At 70.2% G+C, this 16,912-nt stretch carries 16 protein-coding genes; 3 read left to right on the top strand and 13 right to left on the bottom strand.

The features are described from left to right. Nucleotides 1-2: 2 nt before the first annotated feature. On the bottom strand, nt 3-578 hold the full coding sequence (locus tag ACFV9C_RS32245; RefSeq protein WP_380199329.1) for an RNA polymerase sigma factor: 576 nt from the start codon (nt 576-578) through the stop codon (nt 3-5). 69 nt (nt 579-647) lie between these two features. Beyond that, complete coding sequence (locus ACFV9C_RS32240) at nt 648-3,299, bottom strand: CHAT domain-containing protein (protein ID WP_380199328.1); 2,652 nt, start codon at nt 3,297-3,299, stop codon at nt 648-650. A gap of 49 nt (nt 3,300-3,348) precedes the next feature. Here ACFV9C_RS32240 and ACFV9C_RS32235 point away from each other — a divergent pair, with 49 nt between their 5' ends. After that, nucleotides 3,349-4,611, top strand: coding sequence for a S8 family serine peptidase (locus ACFV9C_RS32235; protein WP_380199327.1), 1,263 nt, complete (start codon nt 3,349-3,351; stop codon nt 4,609-4,611). Nucleotides 4,612-4,802: 191 nt separating this feature from the next. Here the strand turns inward: ACFV9C_RS32235 and ACFV9C_RS32230 are convergent, their stop codons facing one another. Further along, nucleotides 4,803-5,192 (bottom strand): hypothetical protein, encoded by a 390-nt coding sequence (locus tag ACFV9C_RS32230; protein WP_380199326.1) that lies wholly within the window; start codon nt 5,190-5,192, stop codon nt 4,803-4,805. A 158-nt stretch (nt 5,193-5,350) separates the two neighbouring features. Between ACFV9C_RS32230 and ACFV9C_RS32225 the strand changes: the two genes are divergently transcribed. Beyond that, complete coding sequence (locus ACFV9C_RS32225; RefSeq protein ID WP_380199325.1) at nt 5,351-6,796, top strand: alkaline phosphatase PhoX; 1,446 nt, start codon at nt 5,351-5,353, stop codon at nt 6,794-6,796. Here ACFV9C_RS32225 and ACFV9C_RS32220 read toward each other — a convergent pair. Continuing rightward, nucleotides 6,765-7,778, bottom strand: coding sequence for a serine hydrolase domain-containing protein (locus tag ACFV9C_RS32220; protein ID WP_380199324.1), 1,014 nt, complete (start codon nt 7,776-7,778; stop codon nt 6,765-6,767). The genes ACFV9C_RS32225 and ACFV9C_RS32220 overlap by 32 nt on opposite strands. Nucleotides 7,779-7,850: 72 nt before the next feature. Between ACFV9C_RS32220 and ACFV9C_RS32215 the strand changes: the two genes are divergently transcribed. After that, nucleotides 7,851-8,429, top strand: coding sequence for a TetR/AcrR family transcriptional regulator (locus tag ACFV9C_RS32215; RefSeq protein ID WP_380199323.1), 579 nt, complete (start codon nt 7,851-7,853; stop codon nt 8,427-8,429). Here ACFV9C_RS32215 and ACFV9C_RS32210 read toward each other — a convergent pair. The 9 genes from ACFV9C_RS32210 to ACFV9C_RS32170 form a co-directional block, all read right to left on the bottom strand. Next, complete coding sequence (locus ACFV9C_RS32210) at nt 8,395-9,501, bottom strand: MFS transporter (protein ID WP_380199322.1); 1,107 nt, start codon at nt 9,499-9,501, stop codon at nt 8,395-8,397. The genes ACFV9C_RS32215 and ACFV9C_RS32210 overlap by 35 nt on opposite strands. A gap of 146 nt (nt 9,502-9,647) precedes the next feature. Beyond that, nucleotides 9,648-10,079: an ArsR/SmtB family transcription factor gene (locus ACFV9C_RS32205; protein ID WP_380199321.1), complete on the bottom strand. Its 432-nt coding sequence runs from the start codon at nt 10,077-10,079 to the stop codon at nt 9,648-9,650. A gap of 1 nt (nt 10,080) precedes the next feature. Next, nucleotides 10,081-11,730: a chaperonin GroEL gene (gene groL, locus ACFV9C_RS32200; protein ID WP_380199320.1), complete on the bottom strand. Its 1,650-nt coding sequence runs from the start codon at nt 11,728-11,730 to the stop codon at nt 10,081-10,083. A gap of 13 nt (nt 11,731-11,743) precedes the next feature. Beyond that, nucleotides 11,744-12,763, bottom strand: coding sequence for an NAD(P)-dependent alcohol dehydrogenase (locus ACFV9C_RS32195; protein WP_380199319.1), 1,020 nt, complete (start codon nt 12,761-12,763; stop codon nt 11,744-11,746). Further along, nucleotides 12,760-13,452: an iron-sulfur cluster assembly protein gene (locus ACFV9C_RS32190; RefSeq protein ID WP_380199318.1), complete on the bottom strand. Its 693-nt coding sequence runs from the start codon at nt 13,450-13,452 to the stop codon at nt 12,760-12,762. The genes ACFV9C_RS32195 and ACFV9C_RS32190 overlap by 4 nt, the downstream gene beginning before the upstream one ends. After that, on the bottom strand, nt 13,449-14,444 hold the full coding sequence (locus ACFV9C_RS32185; RefSeq protein WP_380199317.1) for an amidohydrolase family protein: 996 nt from the start codon (nt 14,442-14,444) through the stop codon (nt 13,449-13,451). The genes ACFV9C_RS32190 and ACFV9C_RS32185 overlap by 4 nt, the downstream gene beginning before the upstream one ends. An 8-nt stretch (nt 14,445-14,452) precedes the next feature. Beyond that, complete coding sequence (mimD, locus tag ACFV9C_RS32180; RefSeq protein WP_380199496.1) at nt 14,453-14,788, bottom strand: propane 2-monooxygenase effector subunit MimD; 336 nt, start codon at nt 14,786-14,788, stop codon at nt 14,453-14,455. Between the two features lie 5 nt (nt 14,789-14,793). Further along, entirely contained in the window at nt 14,794-15,891 is a 1,098-nt protein-coding gene (locus ACFV9C_RS32175) for an aromatic/alkene monooxygenase hydroxylase subunit beta (RefSeq protein ID WP_380199316.1), read from the bottom strand. A 1-nt stretch (nt 15,892) separates the two neighbouring features. Continuing rightward, nucleotides 15,893-16,912: an FAD-binding oxidoreductase gene (locus tag ACFV9C_RS32170; RefSeq protein WP_380199315.1), complete on the bottom strand. Its 1,020-nt coding sequence runs from the start codon at nt 16,910-16,912 to the stop codon at nt 15,893-15,895.

Genomic DNA, 16,912 nt, shown 5'->3' with positions numbered 1-16,912 from the left:
TCTCACCCCCTCGTTCCGTCGTCGGCCGCGAGCATCGCCAGGGCCGGGGTCTGCCGGAGCCGGGTCAGGCACCTGGCCCGGTTCGGCCCGATGCTGCCGATCGGCAGTTCCAGTCGCCGGCTGATCTCGTCGTACGGCGCCGGCGGGTCCTGCATGAGCAGCGAGAGCAGCAGCTGGCACCGGCGGGACAACTCGCCGAACGCGGTCCGCAGGATCGCGCCGCGCTCGTGCCGCAGTACTTCCTCCTCCGCGATCGCCTGCTCCGGTACGTCGGCGGAGTCCGCCAGGTCGACCGGCTCGACGCGACTGCCGGCCCGGATCGTCCGGAAGCACTCGCGCTGGGTCGTGGTCGCGATCCAGCCCGGCAGCGCGGCCGGCTCGCGCAGGCCGGGCAGGTGCTCGACCAGCCGCAGCCACACGATCTGCCCGACGTCGTCGATGTCGGGCTGCGCCAACCGGTACCGCCGGCAGATCGAGTAGACCAGCGGCGCGTACCGCTGGACCAGCTCGTCCCACGCGTTCTTCTCGCCGTCCCTGGCCCTGGCGACCAGGTCGACGACCGTCGGATCGTTCCGCATGCCGTCCCCCTTTCCGCCGGACCACTCTGCTCTTACTGGTACAGAGCGCTCCGGCCGACTGCTGATACATCACGCCCCGAGTGCGACGAACGATCGCCCGGCCGCCTCCGCGACCGGGTCGTCTTCGGTGGTCCGGCGGGCCGCCGCGAACGCCTCCGCCAGCGACTGCCCGGCCCGCAGGTTCGCGTGCACGGCGAGCATCAGCGGCGCGGTCGCCGGGTCGTTCACCGGTACGACGCTCGCGAGGATCCCGGCCGCGCCGAGCGGGATCAGGCTGCTGCTCAGCCCGAGCAGCTCGTCCGCGCCGACCGGCTTCGCGAGCCCGGAATCGCAACTGGACAAGACCATCCGGTACGGCGCCCTGCGCAGCCGCTCGAAGTCGTACACGGTCAGCGGCCCGTCGTCGAGCCGCAGCGACGAGAACAGCGGACTGTCCGCGCGGAACGTGCCGTGCGCCGCGATGTGCGCGATCCACGCGCCGTCGAGGGCCCGCAGTACGTTCTCCGCCGTCGCGTCGCCGTCCGCGAGCACGGTCGCGTCCGGGTACTCCGCCGCCAGCCGCATCACCTCACCGCGCGCCGCGGACAACCCCGGCCCGAGCACCAGCACCACCCGGCGCTCCGCCGGCGCGCGTACCTCCCGAGCCCGCAACCACACCGCCGCCGATGGCACCACGTTCACCGCCTGCTCCCCCAGCGCCAGCCCCCAAGGCAACGCCTGCAACCGCCCCGGCGGCACCACCACCACCGGCCGATCCCCGATCAGCTCCCGTGCACTCCCCAGCACCGCGTCCGCCAACCGGCTCCCCAACACCTCGAACGACAGCCGCCCACCTCCCCCACCCACCACCTGACGCCGCCCGGCCACCGCCCGTCCGGGTGGGTGCGGTTCAGGTGTGGGGGTTGGTGGGCGGTTGTGGGCCAGCCGACGGAGGTGGAAGCGGGAGCGTTCTCCCTCGAGAGCAGCTGCCGCCAGCGGACCTACTTCGTGGCGCGTGATCCGCCCGTCCCGCACCACCACCGCATGCAGCACCCCGCCGACGTCGACCAGTTCGACGAGCACCGTCCCGCCCAGCGCCTCGATCAACTCGTCGACGTCGAACGGAAGCAACGCGCCGTCCCGCGCTCCACCCTGCGCAAGGAACGTCCGTTCCCGCACGGTCTTCTCCAGCCGCCGCCGTTCCTTCTCCAGCAGCGGATCCGGTGCCGCGTCCAACCGCCGTACGACGTCCCGCAGCGCCGCGAGCTCACCGGCCAACTGCCCGTCGTCAGACGGCCGGACCGGCGGAACACCCAGCGCTGTCGCCCGCCACCGCTCGGCCCACACCAGCAACCGCCGCAGCTCATCGCGCCGCAACGCGTCCCGCAACGCCAGCTCGGCCAACTCGGCGCCCTGCCCCGTCGCCAACGCCCGCAGCTCGGTCGCGCCCATCGTCAACCGGTGCTCGTCCAACGCATCCAACCCACGACCGCACGCCGACAACATCGCCCGTACGTCGTCCCTCGCCTCGGCCCGCAGCGCCTTCCCCAGCCAGGCCGCACTCCGCGCGATCGGCGGCGCGTCCTTGCTGTGCTGCCCCGCCAGCTCCAACTGCCGATCCGCCGCCACCGGCCGCCCCGCCGCCAACGCCAACCGGCCAGCCAGCAGATGCGCGGCCGTCGCCTCCGACGCACCCACCGCATCGAGCCGCCGCGCCACCTCGGTCACGCGCCGAAGCAACGCCTCCCCGCGCTCACCCGCCTGGTACCGCGCCTCCAGCACCACCATCGACGACCGCACCGACCACCACTCCCGCCGCTGCGCCGAGAACAACCGCCGCGCCCGTTCCGCCCGCTCCTGCGCCCCGGCCGGATCCCCCGCCGCCAGCGCGGCCGTCGCCGCCGCGAACAACAGCTCGCCCCGCTTCGTCGCCGTACCGCCACCGGCGGCGATCGCCTGATCCATCTCGGCCAGCGCCTCCGCGCTCAGCCCGGCCGCCAGCAGTACGCCGCATCGGTCGATCGCGAGGTCCGGCCAGCTGACCCCGACCGCCGCGAACCGCCGGCCCGCCTCGTCCAGGTACCGCAGCGCGGCCGGCAGATCCCCGCGCGCGTACGCGACCAGCCCGCGGTTTCCACGCGCCTCGGCGTACTCGAACTCCTGGCCGACCGCGGCGTACAACTTCTCCGCGACCGCGAAATCCGCGTCCGCCCGCTTGGTCCCGCCCAACGCCAACTGGATGAATCCGCGATAGTTCCGCGACCGCGCCTCCCAGACCTGATCGCCGGACCGCCGCAGCCGGGTGATCGCCGCGCGCAGATCGTCGAGCGCCTCCCGGTGCCGGCCGAGCACCAGCAGTACGTCGGCCCGCCGCAGCAGCACCCGCCCCGTCAACGCGCCGCGGCTGAGGTCGACCGCCCGGTCCAGCCGGGCCAGCCCCTCGCGGCTGCGGCCCGCCCGGCCGAGCGTTGCGCCCAACGTGGCAAGGACATCCGCCTCCCGCTCCGACCGCCCGGACTGCTCGGCCAGCCGCAGCGCGGTCCGCAACTGCCGGACCGCCGGCGGCACCTCGCCGAGCTGCCGCAGCCCGATCCCCCACGCCTGATGCGCGATCGACGCGGCGACGGCCGGCGGCGAGCCGGCCAGCACGGTCCGCGCGGCGGCGATCGCGTCGTGCGGACGCGACAACGCGAGCGGCAGCAGATTCTCCACCGCCGCGGCACTCCCCCCGGCCACCGGCATTCTGAAATGATACGGCGGCAGATTGATCCAGGGGAGGAAAAGGAAAATGGTGGATCAAACGAATGAGCGAAAGTACGTCGCGCAACTCGCATTGATTCTCGCGGCGTACGGCAAAGAGGTCGAGATCTTCCCGCCGGACTGGGAGAAACGGCCGGAGGGGGCCGACTACCTGTACCGCACCGGCGTGGTGCTGGTCCGCGACGAGGACGTCCCGCGGGTGATCGAACTGTTCCGCGGCGGCCGCCCGGCCGAGGGCGGGATCGGCGGCGTCACCCGGCTGCTGCTGCCCGCCGAGGTACCGCCGGACGCACCGGAGGATCGTTCGTACACCCAACGATTCCTGCGGTACGCCGACCTGCGTCTCGGGCGCGGCGTGGTGACGCCGGAGCACCTGTTCTACGTGTGCCCGAGCGTCAGCCCGTGCCCGGCGACCGAGCCCGAGGAGGTACCGCCCGGCAGCCCGCCGGACCCGGTGCTGCCGACGCCGTTCCTGCCCGCGGGCGCCGCGGACGGCCGCGGCGTGAAGGTCGTCGTACTCGACGTCGGCTGGTCGGACGCGCCCGCGGCGTACTGGCTGGGCGGGGTGACCGGCGACCCGGAGACCGCGTTCGACGGTTCCGGGCGGATCCGGCCGTACGCCGGGCACGGCACGTTCATCGCCGGAGTGATGCGGGCGGTCGCGCGCAACGTGGAGATCGTCGTGAAGAGCTACTTCACCACGGCCGGGGCGATGTGGGAGTTCGATCTCGCGCAGGCGCTGGACGAGGTACTCGATCTGGCGCCGGACATCATCAGCCTGTCGGCCGGTACGCGGACCCGCTTCAACCTTCCGCCGCTCGGGCTGGACGTGTTCATCAAGACCAGGCTCGACCGGATCAACGGCCTGGCCCTGGTCGCGGCCGCGGGCAACGAGGCGACCCGGGACTACTTCTGGCCGGCCGCGTTCCCGGAGACGGTCGGGGTCGGTGCGCTCGCGGACAACGGGCGCGACCGGGCGTCGTTCAGCAACTTCGGTGGCTGGGTCGACGTGTACGCACCCGGCTCGGAGCTGGTGAACGCGTTCCTCACCGGCGAGTACCAGTGCACCGAACCGCCGCACGCGGGCGAACTGCGTGAGTTCGGGGGAATGGCGCGCTGGAGCGGTACGTCGTTCGCGACCCCGCTCGTCGCCGGGCTGATCGCGGGGCGGATGTCCGTCACCGGCGAGAACGCCGTCCAGGCGGCCGGCGCGCTGCTCGCGTTCGCCCGGACGCAGCCGGTTCCCGGGACCGGTCCGGTCCTCCAGGCCGGGGACGCGCTCGCCTCGCTCTGAGACGACCGCTGACGCGCGCCGACGCGGTGCGGACCTCCGGCCTGACCGCCCGGACTCCCCGCACCGCGTCAGCCTCCCCCTCTACGCCGCCCTGCGCCGCTCTCCCCCCTGCAACGGCCGAGGGCGTCCCCCCACACTGCTGCGGAGTCGCCCTCGGCACGGATTGATACACCCGATCGGCCGGAAAGTTTTCACCGTGCGGGTGGCTTCGGATGCTCACAAAGGAACGGCGCCCGGGAGGCGCTGGAGTGGTACGCGTACTGCTTCCCGTCGACCTCGAGGATCGTCCGGTTCCCCTGCACCAGCATCTGGGTGTACATCATCCCCGGCTCCGGGCAGCCCAGACTGCCGTCCGGCCAGGTCACCTCGGCCGAGCTGACCACCTGCACCGCGGCGGCGTCGACGCCCAGTCGCTTGGCCAGGTCGGCCGTCGCCTGCTCGGCGGGACTGCCGCCGGGGCTCGCAGGTCCGGAACTGCTACTCGTGCTCGGCGTCATGGACGGTTGTCCTCCAGTCGTCGATTCGTTGCCGCACGCAACCAGCAGCGCGGCCACAGCCACCACGGTCAGCGCCTTGCGCATCACGATCACCTCTCACCCTAGACGCCGCCCGGTGACGGTTCGTTGCAGCGACCCAACTGAGAGTTTACTGAGAGCAGTTCACCTGATGTTTGCCGCTTGTCAGCCGACGGCCGGAAGGATCCAGATCTCGGGAACCGTCATTTCCAAGGAGTCACACCATGTCTGTCGACCGCCGTTCCGTCCTCCGCGGCGCCGCTGCCGGCGCCGCCGGCGTCGGCTTCACCACCGTCGGCGCCGTGCCGACGCTGGCCGAGGCCACGCCCGCGTCGCACCCCGGCCGCGGGCCGTTCCCGCAGCACCGGCCCTTCCCGCCGCTGCTCGACGACCCGAAGGGGATCCTCGCGCTGCCGGCCGGGTTCAAGTACAAGATCGTCACCAAGGCCGGCGAGACCAAGCTGAAGAGCGGCCACCCCACGCCGGCCCTGCACGACGGTACGGCGGTGTTCGCCGGGACCCGCGGCCGGTACCAGCTGATCCAGAACCACGAGATCGGCGGCAACGACGCGCTCGGCGTACCGCAGCTCGCGGGCACCGTCTACGACACCGGCGTCGGCGCGGCCGGCGGCTGCACCGTGATCGACGTCGACAAGGACGGCACGAACCTCGGTGAGTGGGTCGGCATCTCCGGCACGCTGACGAACTGCGCCGGCGGCCCGACGCCGTGGGGCACCTGGATGACCTGCGAGGAGACCGAGAACAAGGCCAACGGCACCACCCGGCTGAAGGACCACGGGTACGTGTTCGAGGTCTGGGGCGACGGCAAGACCGCACACCCGGTGCCACTGAAGGCGCTCGGCCGGTACGCCCACGAGGCGCTCGCGATCGACGCGGACCGGACCCACGTCTACCTGTCCGAGGACGCGTCCGGCCCGACCGGGTCCTTCTACCGCTGGTCGGCGCCGCGCGGCTACAAGCTCAGCTCGCGCAGCTGGCAGGACCTGCAGAACAAGGACTTCGGCACGCTCGAGGCGCTGGCCATCCTCGGTGACGACGGCCAGCCGATCCCGGACGTCGCGTACCTGACGTCCGCGCAGCTGCTCCGCCCGTTCCGGGTGAAGTGGGTGCCGGTGCCGGACCGCGACGGCGCGACCACCTCGGTGCGCAAGCAGTTCGCCGACGGCCAGATCACCCGCGGCAAGAAATTCGAGGGCGTCTTCGGCACCGAGGACGGCGTGTACGTCGTCAACTCGTACGCCGAGTCCGGTACGGCGGACCTGCCCAAGGACGCGGTCCCGCACGACGGCATGGTCTGGTTCTACAACTACAAGACCGAGACCATCCAGCTGGTCACGTACTTCCCGGACAACGCCGCCGCCGACCTCGGCCCGGACGCGAAGTACGACGACTACAACTTCGACAGCCCGGACAACGTCACCGTGACGCCGTGGGGCTCGCTGGTGCTGGCCGAGGACGGCAACGCCAGCAGCCACGTGCTGAGCGCGACGCCGGGCGGCCCGGCGTACGCCATCGCCCGCAACCAGCTGAACCTCTCCGAGTTCACCGGCCCGTCGTTCTCCGCCGACGGCAAGGTGCTGTTCGTCAACATCCAGACGCCGGGCATCACGCTGGCGATCACCGGCCCGTGGCGCGACTACCTCGGCTGAGCGCCCGGAGCAGGTTGACCGGACGCGCGTCCGGCGCGTTGCGTACCTCGGTCATCAGGTAGGAGAAGCTGGTCTCGCGGCCCGGCCAGGCGCCGTGCCGCGAGCCACCGGCCCCGGCGTGCCCGAACGCGTCCGCGTCGTCGCCCATCCGGCCGTCACCGTTCTGCAGTTCGAAGCCGGCGCCGTACCGCATCTCGCTGCTCCGCCGCAGCTCGCGCCGGCCGAGCTCAACGGTCTTGGGTGTCAGGACACCGTCGGGGTCCAACAGAGCTGAATAGAACTTGGCCATCCCGCGGGCCGTCGCATAGCCACCGACCGCGGCCAGGCCCGCCGTTCGGTACTCGGTGCTGTTCCAGATCTTCTCCGCCCCCGGCACCCACAAGGGGTTCGGCCCATCGACCAGTACGCCTGCCGGCGCCACCATCGTCGCGACCCGGTGGTGCAGCTCCGCGGGCAACCCGATCCACACCTCGAGCTCCAGCGGCGCGGCGAACTCGTCCGCGAAGAACCGCCCGACGGTCCGCCCGTCCACCCGGCGCACCAGCTCGTCCAGCAACCAGCCCCAGGAAATCGGGTGGTAGACGAACCCGGCGTGGGCATCCGGGGCCTGCGCGGCCAGGTGCGCCGCCATCACATCGTGGTCGAGCAGCTCGGCATACCCCGCCTCCACGCCCGGCAGCCGCGCCTGGTGCGACAGCACCTCCGCGACCGTGACCGCTTCCTTGCCCTGGGCACCGAACTCGGGCCAGTACCGGCTGAGCGGATCGTCCAGCGTCAACTGTCCGCGCTGCACGAGCAGCAGGACGCACGCGGCGGTCAGCCCCTTCGTGCCGGAGAACATCAGGTGGATCGTGTGGCGGCCCGCCGTACCGCCCCACAGGTCGACCACCAGCTCGCCCCGGTGGTACGCCGCGAACGCCGCGCCCGGCTCGCCGTCCTCGGTGAAGTTCCGCTCGAACGCCTCAGCTACTTGTGCCCACATGAGACATGATGGTACCGACCGTTCTTATCTTGCTCCAGCTCGGTAGGGTGGGGCCGTGGAGGTGATCGCACGATGCCGGTGAAGGCTGGCGAACGGCTGGACCCCGAGGCGACCCGGGCCCGGATCCTGAAGGCGGCGGCCGAGGTGTTCGGCCGGCGCGGGATCCACGCGGCCGGGATCAGCGAGATCGTCGAGGCGGCCGGCGCGTCGAAGCTCACGATCTACAAGAACTTCGGCTCCAAGGAGGGCCTGGTCGAGGCGGTGCTGACCGACCGTACGCAGCGGGTCCGCGCCTGGCACCACGAGGCCGTCGACGCCGCACCGCCCGGCCGCGCGCAAGTGCTCGCGGTCTTCGACCTGATCGCGACCTGGTACGCCGAGGCCGGGTTCCGCGGCTGCGCGATGATGAACGCGGCCACCGAGGACCGCGGCCAGGACGGTGCACCGCGACGGCTCGCGCGGGATCATCTTCGGTTCTACCGGGAGCTGTTCGAGCGGCTGCTGGCCGACGCGCGGGAGCCCGAGGTCATCGCGCGGCAGCTGGTCGTCGTACTGGAAGGCGCGACGCTGATCAGCGCGATCGACCAGGACCCGGGGCTGGGCGCGGAGGCGCGGGTCATCGTGGAGACCCTGCTCGACGCGGCATTCTGAGCAGTACGACGGCACACGCGAGCCCGGTGCCGGCCGCAACCAGGAAGGCTGCCGGGAACCCGGCCCGCTCGGCGATCAGGCCTCCTAGCGGACCGGCCGCCATCACGCCGAGGTCCCAGAACGACGTCATCACGCCCATCGACACGCCCGGCCGGAGTCCACGCACCCGGTCGAGCGTCATAGAGACACACGCCGGGTAGATCAGCGCCATCCCGAACCCGGCGAACGCCGTACTCACGAGAGCTACCACCGGCGTACTCGCCAGCGCGATCCCGGCCAGCGCGACAACCTCCACGGCGACCGTCGACACGGCGACCACGCGCCCGCCGTACCGATCGACCAACGGGCTCCCGGCGAACCGCAGCACGAGGAAGGCGCCCGCAAACACACTCAGCGCGAAGCCATCGCCGCCAAGGCGTCCGTCCCGCAGGCGCAGCACCAGCAACGCGGCCACCGTCCCGTAGCAGTAGGCCGCAAGCCCAATAATTGCCCCCGGCAACGACGCGACCACCCGGATCCTCCCCAGCGGAAGCATCCGCCCCGGATCGCGCCGGGTACTCACCACCAGCAGAACTGAGACAACACACAGTCCGGCAACCACCCACCAGACCACCCGGCCGACAGCACTTGCCAGTACCGGACCTGCGGCCAGGCCGCCCCACATCGAGAGGCCGAACCAGCCGGCGAGCCTCCCGCGTTGGGAGGTGCGGGCGCCGGACAGGACCCACGGCAGAGCGGCCGAGAACAACGCGGCCTCGCCTGCGCCCATCACCAACCGCGCGACCAGCAGCACCAGCAGATCGGGCGCGAACAGTTGCCCCAGGCCACCAACCGCGGCGAGCACTCCCCCGGCGATCACCACCGGCCGCGACCACCCCGCATCCGCCAGCCACCCCGCGAACGGTCGCCCGCACGCCGTCGCCAGGAACGCGATCCCGACCGCCGTCCCACTGGCCAGCGCACCCCCACCAAACTTCGCCGGCACGTACGTCGGCAACACCTGCAACGCCGCCCCGAACGCGAGGTACCCACACAACACCGCCACCCACAACCGCCGCACCGGAACACCCACACGTAAGATAGTACCGCTCGTTACCATCTATCCGCATCCAGCCCGACAGCGATGTAGGAACACCCGCCGGGGTCGCGCGACAAGCAATGGCTTGTCGTCCGACCTCGGCGCTTGTGGTCAGCTCGGCGTACGGCGGGCGGGCTGGGTCAGGCGGCGGGGACGGGTGTGCGATCGGGGGCGAGGGTGCCGTCGGGGGTTATGTGAGCGAAGATCTGGTCGACCAAGGCGCGAACGTGCGGGTCGTCGACCGTGTAGATGTGGTGCCGGCCTTGACGATGCACCGTGGTCAACCCGGCGATCCGGAGTTTGCCGAGGTGCTGGCTGGCGGTTGCCACGCTCACGCCGGCGCGGTCCGCCAGCGTGCCCACGTCGTACGAGTCCTGCGTCGCGAGCCACACCAGGTGCAGCCGCACTGGTGAAGACAGCAACCCGAACGTCCGCGCCGCGGAGGCAAGCTGCCGCCGGGGCGGGCCAACCGTGTGTTGGCCCGCCGCACCTCGGATGTACGTCGTGCTGCCAGCGCTCCGCCCGGACCTGACCACCGTGGCCGCATCCACCGCGGGCTCAGGCGCGGACATCTCAGTAGATGTTCGACGGGCGGACCATGCCCTCGGCCAGGTCGCCGAAGCCGGGGGCGAGGATCGCGCCGGGGTTGCCGAGGACCTCCTCGACCACGGCGGTCTCGGTCGTGATCAGCAATGCCGCGATCGACGCCGCGCTCTCCAGTGCCGCGCGGGTCACCTTCAGCGGATCCATCACGCCCTGGTCGAACATGTCGTCGTACTGCCCGGTGAGCGCGTTGAACCCGTGCCCCAGCGGCAGGTCGGCGACCTTCTTCACGACGTCGTCGCCGTCGTACCCGGCGTTGATCGCGATCCACCGCAGCGGTTCCGGCAGCGCCCGCCGGACGACCTCGCGGCCGATCGCGTCGTCACCAGTCAACTCGACGCGAGACACCGCCTCCTGCGCCTGCACCAGCGCCGTACCGCCGCCGGCCACCACGCCTTCCTCGACCGCGGCCCGGGTAGCGGCGAGCGAGTCCTCGACCCGCAGCATCCGCTCCTTCAGCTCGACACTCGTGGCCCCGCCGACCCGGACCACCGCGACCCGCCCCGACAGCCGCGCCATCCGCAGCTGCAGGCTGTCCCGGTCCGCGTCGATCCGCGCCCGCTCGAACTGCGTCTCCAGCTGCGCCAACCGCGCCTCGACCAGTGCGGGATCACCGTGCCCGCCCACGATCGTCGTACTGTTCTCGCTGATCGTGATCCGGTCACATGTACCAAGGTGCTCCAACGAGACGTCGGCCAACTCGAGCCCGGTGTCCTGAGCGATCACGTGCCCGCCCAGCGCCACCGCCAGGTCCTCCAGCTCGGCGATCCGCCGGTGCCCGAAACCAGGCGCCCGTACGACGACCGACTGCATCGTGCCGTGCATGTTGCCGCCGACCAGGAACTGCAGCGCCGGCCCGGTCACGTCCTCGGCCATCACCACGAGCGGCCGGTCGGCACGCTTGGCGACCTCGACGGTCGGCATGATGTCCTGTACCTGGTTGATCTTCCGGTTGGTGAGCAGGATGACCGGCCGCTCGTGCACCGCCTCCATCCGCTCCTTGTCGGTGACCATGTACGCCGACGTGTACCCGTGGTCGAACTCGATCCCGTCGACGACCTCGACCGAGAGCCCGAGCCCGTCGGACTCCTCGGTGCTGACGATGCCGTTCCGCCCGACCCGCTCGACCGCCTCGGCGATCACCTCGCCGATCGACTCGTCGTCGCCGGCCGCCATCGTCGCGATGTTCCGCAGGTCCTGCCCGCCGCCGACGTCGGCCGCCCACGAGCGCAGCGTCGCGACCACCACCGGTACGGTCTGCTCGATGCCGCGGCGTACCCGCATCGGGTTGGCGCCCTCGTCGACCGCCCGGAGTCCCTCGCGGACCATCGCCTGAGCGAGCACGGTCGCGGTCGTCGTACCGTCGCCGACCACCCCGTTGGTCTTCATCGCGACTTCCTTGACCAGCTGGGCGCCCATGTTCGCGAACGGCTCGCGCAGCTGGATCTCGCGGGCGATCGTCACCCCGTCGTTCGTGATCGTCGGCGGTCCGGTCAGCTTCTCCAGGACGGCGTTGCGGCCCTTCGGCCCCAGTGTCACCTTGACCGCGTCGGCCAGGGCGTTCACCCCGGACTCGAGCAACCGGCGCGCGTCTTCGTTGAACCGCAGTTCCTTCGCCATGGTCAGACCTCTCTCACGGGATGAGGATCGCCCGGCCGCGGACCAGCCCGCGGCCGAGGTCGTCGATCGCCTGCTGGTAATCGGCGAGCGGGTACTTGCTGGTGTGCAGGGTGACCTTGCCCTGGGCGGCGAGCACCATCAGTTCCTGCAGGTCGGTGTAGGAGCCGACCAGGTTCCCGACGAAGTTGACCTCGGTCGAGATGATGTCGATGGTCGGTACGTCGAGGTTCTCGCCGTACCCGACCACGTAGTAGTTGCCGGCCCGCCGCAGCATCGCCACGCCCTCCGCGGTCGCGCCGCCCTCGCCGACGAAGTCGATCAGCGCCTGGGCGCCGCCGGTCAGGTCCAGGACCTGCCGCACCTGGGTGCCGTCGGCAACGATTCCGTGGTCGGCGCCGATCGCCACCGCGAGCTCGACGGCGGCCGGGTTCCGGTCGACCACGACCAGCGTCGCGGCCGAGATCGCCTTCAGCACCTGGATGCCGATGTGCCCGAGGCCGCCGGCCCCGATCATCACGCAGACGTCCCCCGGCCGCAGGACCGCCGCCGCCTTCCGGACCGCGTGGTACGCCGTCAGTCCCGCGTCCGCGAGCGCCGCGACGTCGGCCGGCTCCAGGCTGTCGTCGATCCGTACGACGCTGCGGGCCGTGGTCCGCAGGTACTCGGCGTACCCGCCGTCGGTGTCGATCCCGGGGAACCGGCTGTTCTCGCAGTGCACGTCGTCGCCGAACCGGCACGCCCGGCACAGCCCACAGGTGATCAACGGGTGCAGGATCACCTTGTCGCCCGGCTTCACGTTGGTGACGGCGTCACCGACAGCCTCGACCCAGCCGGCGTTCTCGTGGCCGATCGTGTACGGCAGCGCGACACCGGACTTCTCCGCCCACTGCCCTTCGAGGATGTGCAGGTCGGTCCGGCACACCCCCGCCCCGCCCACCCGAACGATGACGTCGAGCGGCCCCTCGATCTTGGGTTCCGGTACGTCGGCCAGCTTCAGGTCGGTGTGATAGCCGACCACCTGTACCGCTCTCATGGTGTGCCTCCATACCTTGTAGCGAGCAGTCCACGACAGAAGTGCGCGTTGCCTTCCATCGAGATCCGCACGGACTTCGCGAACCGCAGCCTGAGCGGCACGTCCTCCGCCGCGAGCGGCCCGCCCTGCTCGTCGACGACCACCGGATCGCCGGGGTGAACACCGAGACCGATCGCCACCCGCCGCCGGAGCAACGCCTCCTTCTGCGGCCCCTCCGGCAGGTCCGCGAGCGTCACCAGTTGTAGATTGTCGACAATCAGCTCGGTGTCCCGCAGGAGCGCCGCGGCGCACCGCTCCATCGCCGCCAGATGCGCCTTCTCCTGGAAGATCCGCCGGAGGTCGTCCAGACTCTCCTCCGCCTCGACCCCGAAGGTGCCGACATACCCCGCCTCCGCCGCCAGACCGGCGTTGATCTTGTCCGAGTCGTGGTGGTCGTCGAGCTGCACGACCACGGCGCCGATCCGCTCGACCTTGCGCAGTGCGTCCAGGGCGTCCGACGCCATCAGGTAGGCGAAGTTCGGCGAGCAGAACGACGTCGGCAGCCGTAGGTGCACGGTCACGTTCCCGTCCTGGATCCGGACCGAGCGGACGAAACCGAGGTCGGTGATCGGCTCGTCCAGCTCGGGATCCGCCACTGTCGACAGGGCCGCGAGGACCCTGTCGGACAGCGAGGTGGCGACCGCAATCATGCGACTGCCTCGGCGACCCGCAGCTCGGCCGGTACGTCGAGGCCGTACAGCTCGGCCGCGTTCAGGCCGAGGATCTTCTTCTTCTGCGCGGTCGTGATCGGCGCGTACTCCGGCAGGTCGTCCGGGATCTGGAAGTCCACGAACTTCTCCACCAGCCACTTCGGCGTCCACAACGCGTAGTCGCTGGCGAACAGGATCTTGTCCTCGCCGAGCCAGTACAGCAGCTCGCCGATGATCTGTGCGAAGTACTTCGGTCGCGCGTGCACGAACGGCATCGCGACCGCGAGTCCGCCGTACACGTTGGACTCCTGGGTGGCGATCCAGCAGAAGTCCTCGAGCCGCGGCAGTCCGACGTGCTCGACGACGAAGTTCAGGTCGAGGTAGTCGGTGGCGACCTTGTCGATGTCCGCGACGTCGAACGCGTCCCGGTCCAGCGGCCGGATCGTGGGGCCCTTGTGCACGTGGATGTTCTTGATCCCGAGCTGCAGGCACTCCTCCAGGTACCGGCGCGACCACGGCTCGTCGAGCTTGTAGCCGCGCGAGTCCCCGTGCCATTCGGCGGTGTAGAGCTTGACTCCCTTGAGCCCGAAACGCTCCGCGTCTCGACGTAGTTGCTCCAGGCCCGCTTCGCCGTTCCGCGGGTCGTAGGCGTGGTTGTACGTGAGCTTGCCCGGATGCGCCTGGGTCAGCCCGAACGCCTCCTCGGTCTGGCCGAAGCCGTTCTTGTAGAAGTCGTTCAGCAGGGTGGCCTGGAAGATCGCGTGGTCGGCGTACCCGTCCTCGAACACGTCCTTCATCAGCCGCTGGCCGCCGTAGTACGTGTAGGTGTCGTAGTCCCACACCTGCTCTTCGGGGCTCAGGTTGCGGTGGTAGTCGTAGAAGCAGTCGATGAACTGCTTGCCGTGCACGTTCTTCAGGTTCGACTCGCGCCCGTCCCAGAGGTGTACGTGCGCGTCGACCACGTAGTACTTCTCGCCGTCCTTCTCGTACATGTGTCCTCCTAGTGGACGGTGAGGTCGAAGCCGATGTACTCCGCGGCGTCCTCCGGGCTGGCGAACAGCAGCGTCCGCTCGTCCAGGTGCACCATCCGGCCGTAGTGCGTCGAGCTGATCTCCTCGAACACCGACCCGTCGAAGTCCGAGCCGAGCGCGTCGGTCAGCTCCGCGTAGTCGAAGTCGAGGACGCCGGTACCGTCGACGCGGATCATCGACGGGTACTCGGTCAGCTCGACGCCGTCCTTGCCGCCCATCACGTCCGCGACCACCCGGCCGACCGGCGTGTTCATCAGGGTCACGCCGCACTTGTTGGAGAACTCGGTCTGGGATCCGAACTGCATCGCGGTCACTGGTCCAGCTCCTTCGGGGTGTCGAGCCCGAGCTCGGTGAGCAACGAGCGGAACTTCTGCTTGGCCGCGTCGAAGCTCGACGCGAACGTGACGGCCTTGTCGGCCGGCTGCGACCAGATCGGCTGCAGCGCGTGCGCCGCGTCCAGGCACCGCGGCACCCAGGTCGCCAGCCACTCGCCGAACAGGACCTTGTTCGTCCCGCCGTACGACTCGTCCCGGGTCAGCAGCCGGAACAGGTTCCGCGTGTAGCCGAGGTCGCGGTCGTAGTCGTACTCGCCGGTGCCGACGATCGTCGGCGTGATGTAGTCGCCGTTGCGGGCCGCGATCTGCATCACCAGCTCGCTCCGGAACAGCGAGCCGACGAGCTGCTCGAACACGATGTTCGTCGCGAACAGCAACTCGCACCAGTCCCCGACCGCGGTCAGCCGCTCGACCACCTCGCGCGTCGGCTGCCACTCCGGCGCCGACTTCCACACCTCCTGGTGCGCCGACCCGTCGAACGGTACGTCGGCCTCCGACAAATCCAGGTTGAACAGCGCGAGGTCCTGCGCGAACCGCAGCTTGTGCGCCGCGTTGACCGCCACCGCGGTGTTGATCATGTTCGTCGGACCGGACCGCTGTACCGCGGTGAACACATGCAGCCCGAGCCCGTTCTCGGCGTGCATCCACGCCCCGAGGTTGCGCTCGATGAACTTCAGCCAGGCGGAACTCCACCCGTCGTACGCCCTGGCCCGCTTGGCGTTCTGCAGGCACAGGTCGACCTGCCGGACGACCGCGGAGTTGTTCCGGTAGATGCTCTGGTCCCACTCCTCGTTCGGGTCCAGGAACGCGTGCCAGTTCGACGACTTCGCCGCCGTCCACTCCTTCGGGTAACCGCCCGGGCCGTCGCCGAAGCCGTAGATCCAGCCCTGGCTCAGGTGCCGGTCCGGGTCCGGCTGGACGTCGACCGTGACGTCCTCGTACATCGTCGCCCGCAGCTTGGCCGGCTTGTAGTAGTTGTAGCTGCGGCTCGTCGAGCTGGGGAACTCCAGCGCCCCGGCCTCGGAGTCGGTGAACTCGATCCGCGGGAAACTGCGTTGCTTGGTCTGCGTCATCTCAGACTCCCTGAGTAGCTGGGCTGGTGAACTTGTCGTAGAAGACCTGGTCCTTCGGTACGGCGTGGTTGTCGAGCAGGGCGAGCGCGGCGTCGACCATCGGTGGCGGACCGCACAGGTACGCCTCACACCTGTTCAGCTGCGGCTCCCGCCGCTCGACCACCTCGGTCACGTTGCCGACCTCGTACGCGCCCTCGGGCGACTCGGACAGGCAGGGCACGAACTCGAAGTCGGGCAGCGCCGCCCCGAGGTCCCGGATCGCGTCCAGGTAGAACAGGTCGGCCGCGGTCCGGGCGCCGTAGTAGAAGCGGACCGGACGGGTGCTGCCGGTCGCGCTGAGGTGCCGCAGGATGGACAGGATCGGCGCCATCCCGGCACCGCCGGCGATACAGACGACCGGCAGCACATGGCCGTCCTTCACCGTCGACGAGCCGTACGGCCCGGTCATCGTCAGCTCGTCGCCGACCGCGAGGCCGTCGTCGAGCAGCCCGGAGAACCGGCCGCCCGGGTACTTCTTGATCAGGAACTCGATCTCACCCGAAGGTGTCGTCGCCATCGAGAACGACCGGTGTTCCTCGGTGCCGGGGATCGTCAGGTCGACGTACTGCCCGGGCTTGAAGTCGAACTCCTCTGCCGGTTTCAGTCGCAGCGACACGATGTCCCGGGTGACCGGCTCGATCGCGGCCACCGTCGTACCCACGGTCCGGATCGGGATACCGCCGAGCAGCTCGTCCTCGTCGAAGTTCAGCAGCTCGATCGTGCAGTCGCTGAACGCGTGCGCCTTGCACAGCAGCACGTAGCCTTCCGCGACCTCGGCGTCGTTGCACGCGAACGTCGAGTAACGCTCCATCTGGATGTCGCCCTCGAGCAGGTAGGACTTGCACGCCGAGCACTGTCCTTCGCGGCAGCCGTGCATCAGGTGGATGCCTTGCCGGAACGCCGCGTCGAGGATCTTCTCCTCCTCGCCGACCTCCATCTCGATGCCGACCGGTTCGAACTGGATACGGTGTTTGTCGGCCAC

The organism is Kribbella sp. NPDC059898 (assembly GCF_042730855.1).
Lineage (GTDB): Bacteria > Actinomycetota > Actinomycetes > Propionibacteriales > Kribbellaceae > Kribbella.
The sequence above is the reverse complement of the archived record's forward strand: the minus strand, read 5'-3'. Positions and strand labels throughout refer to the sequence as shown.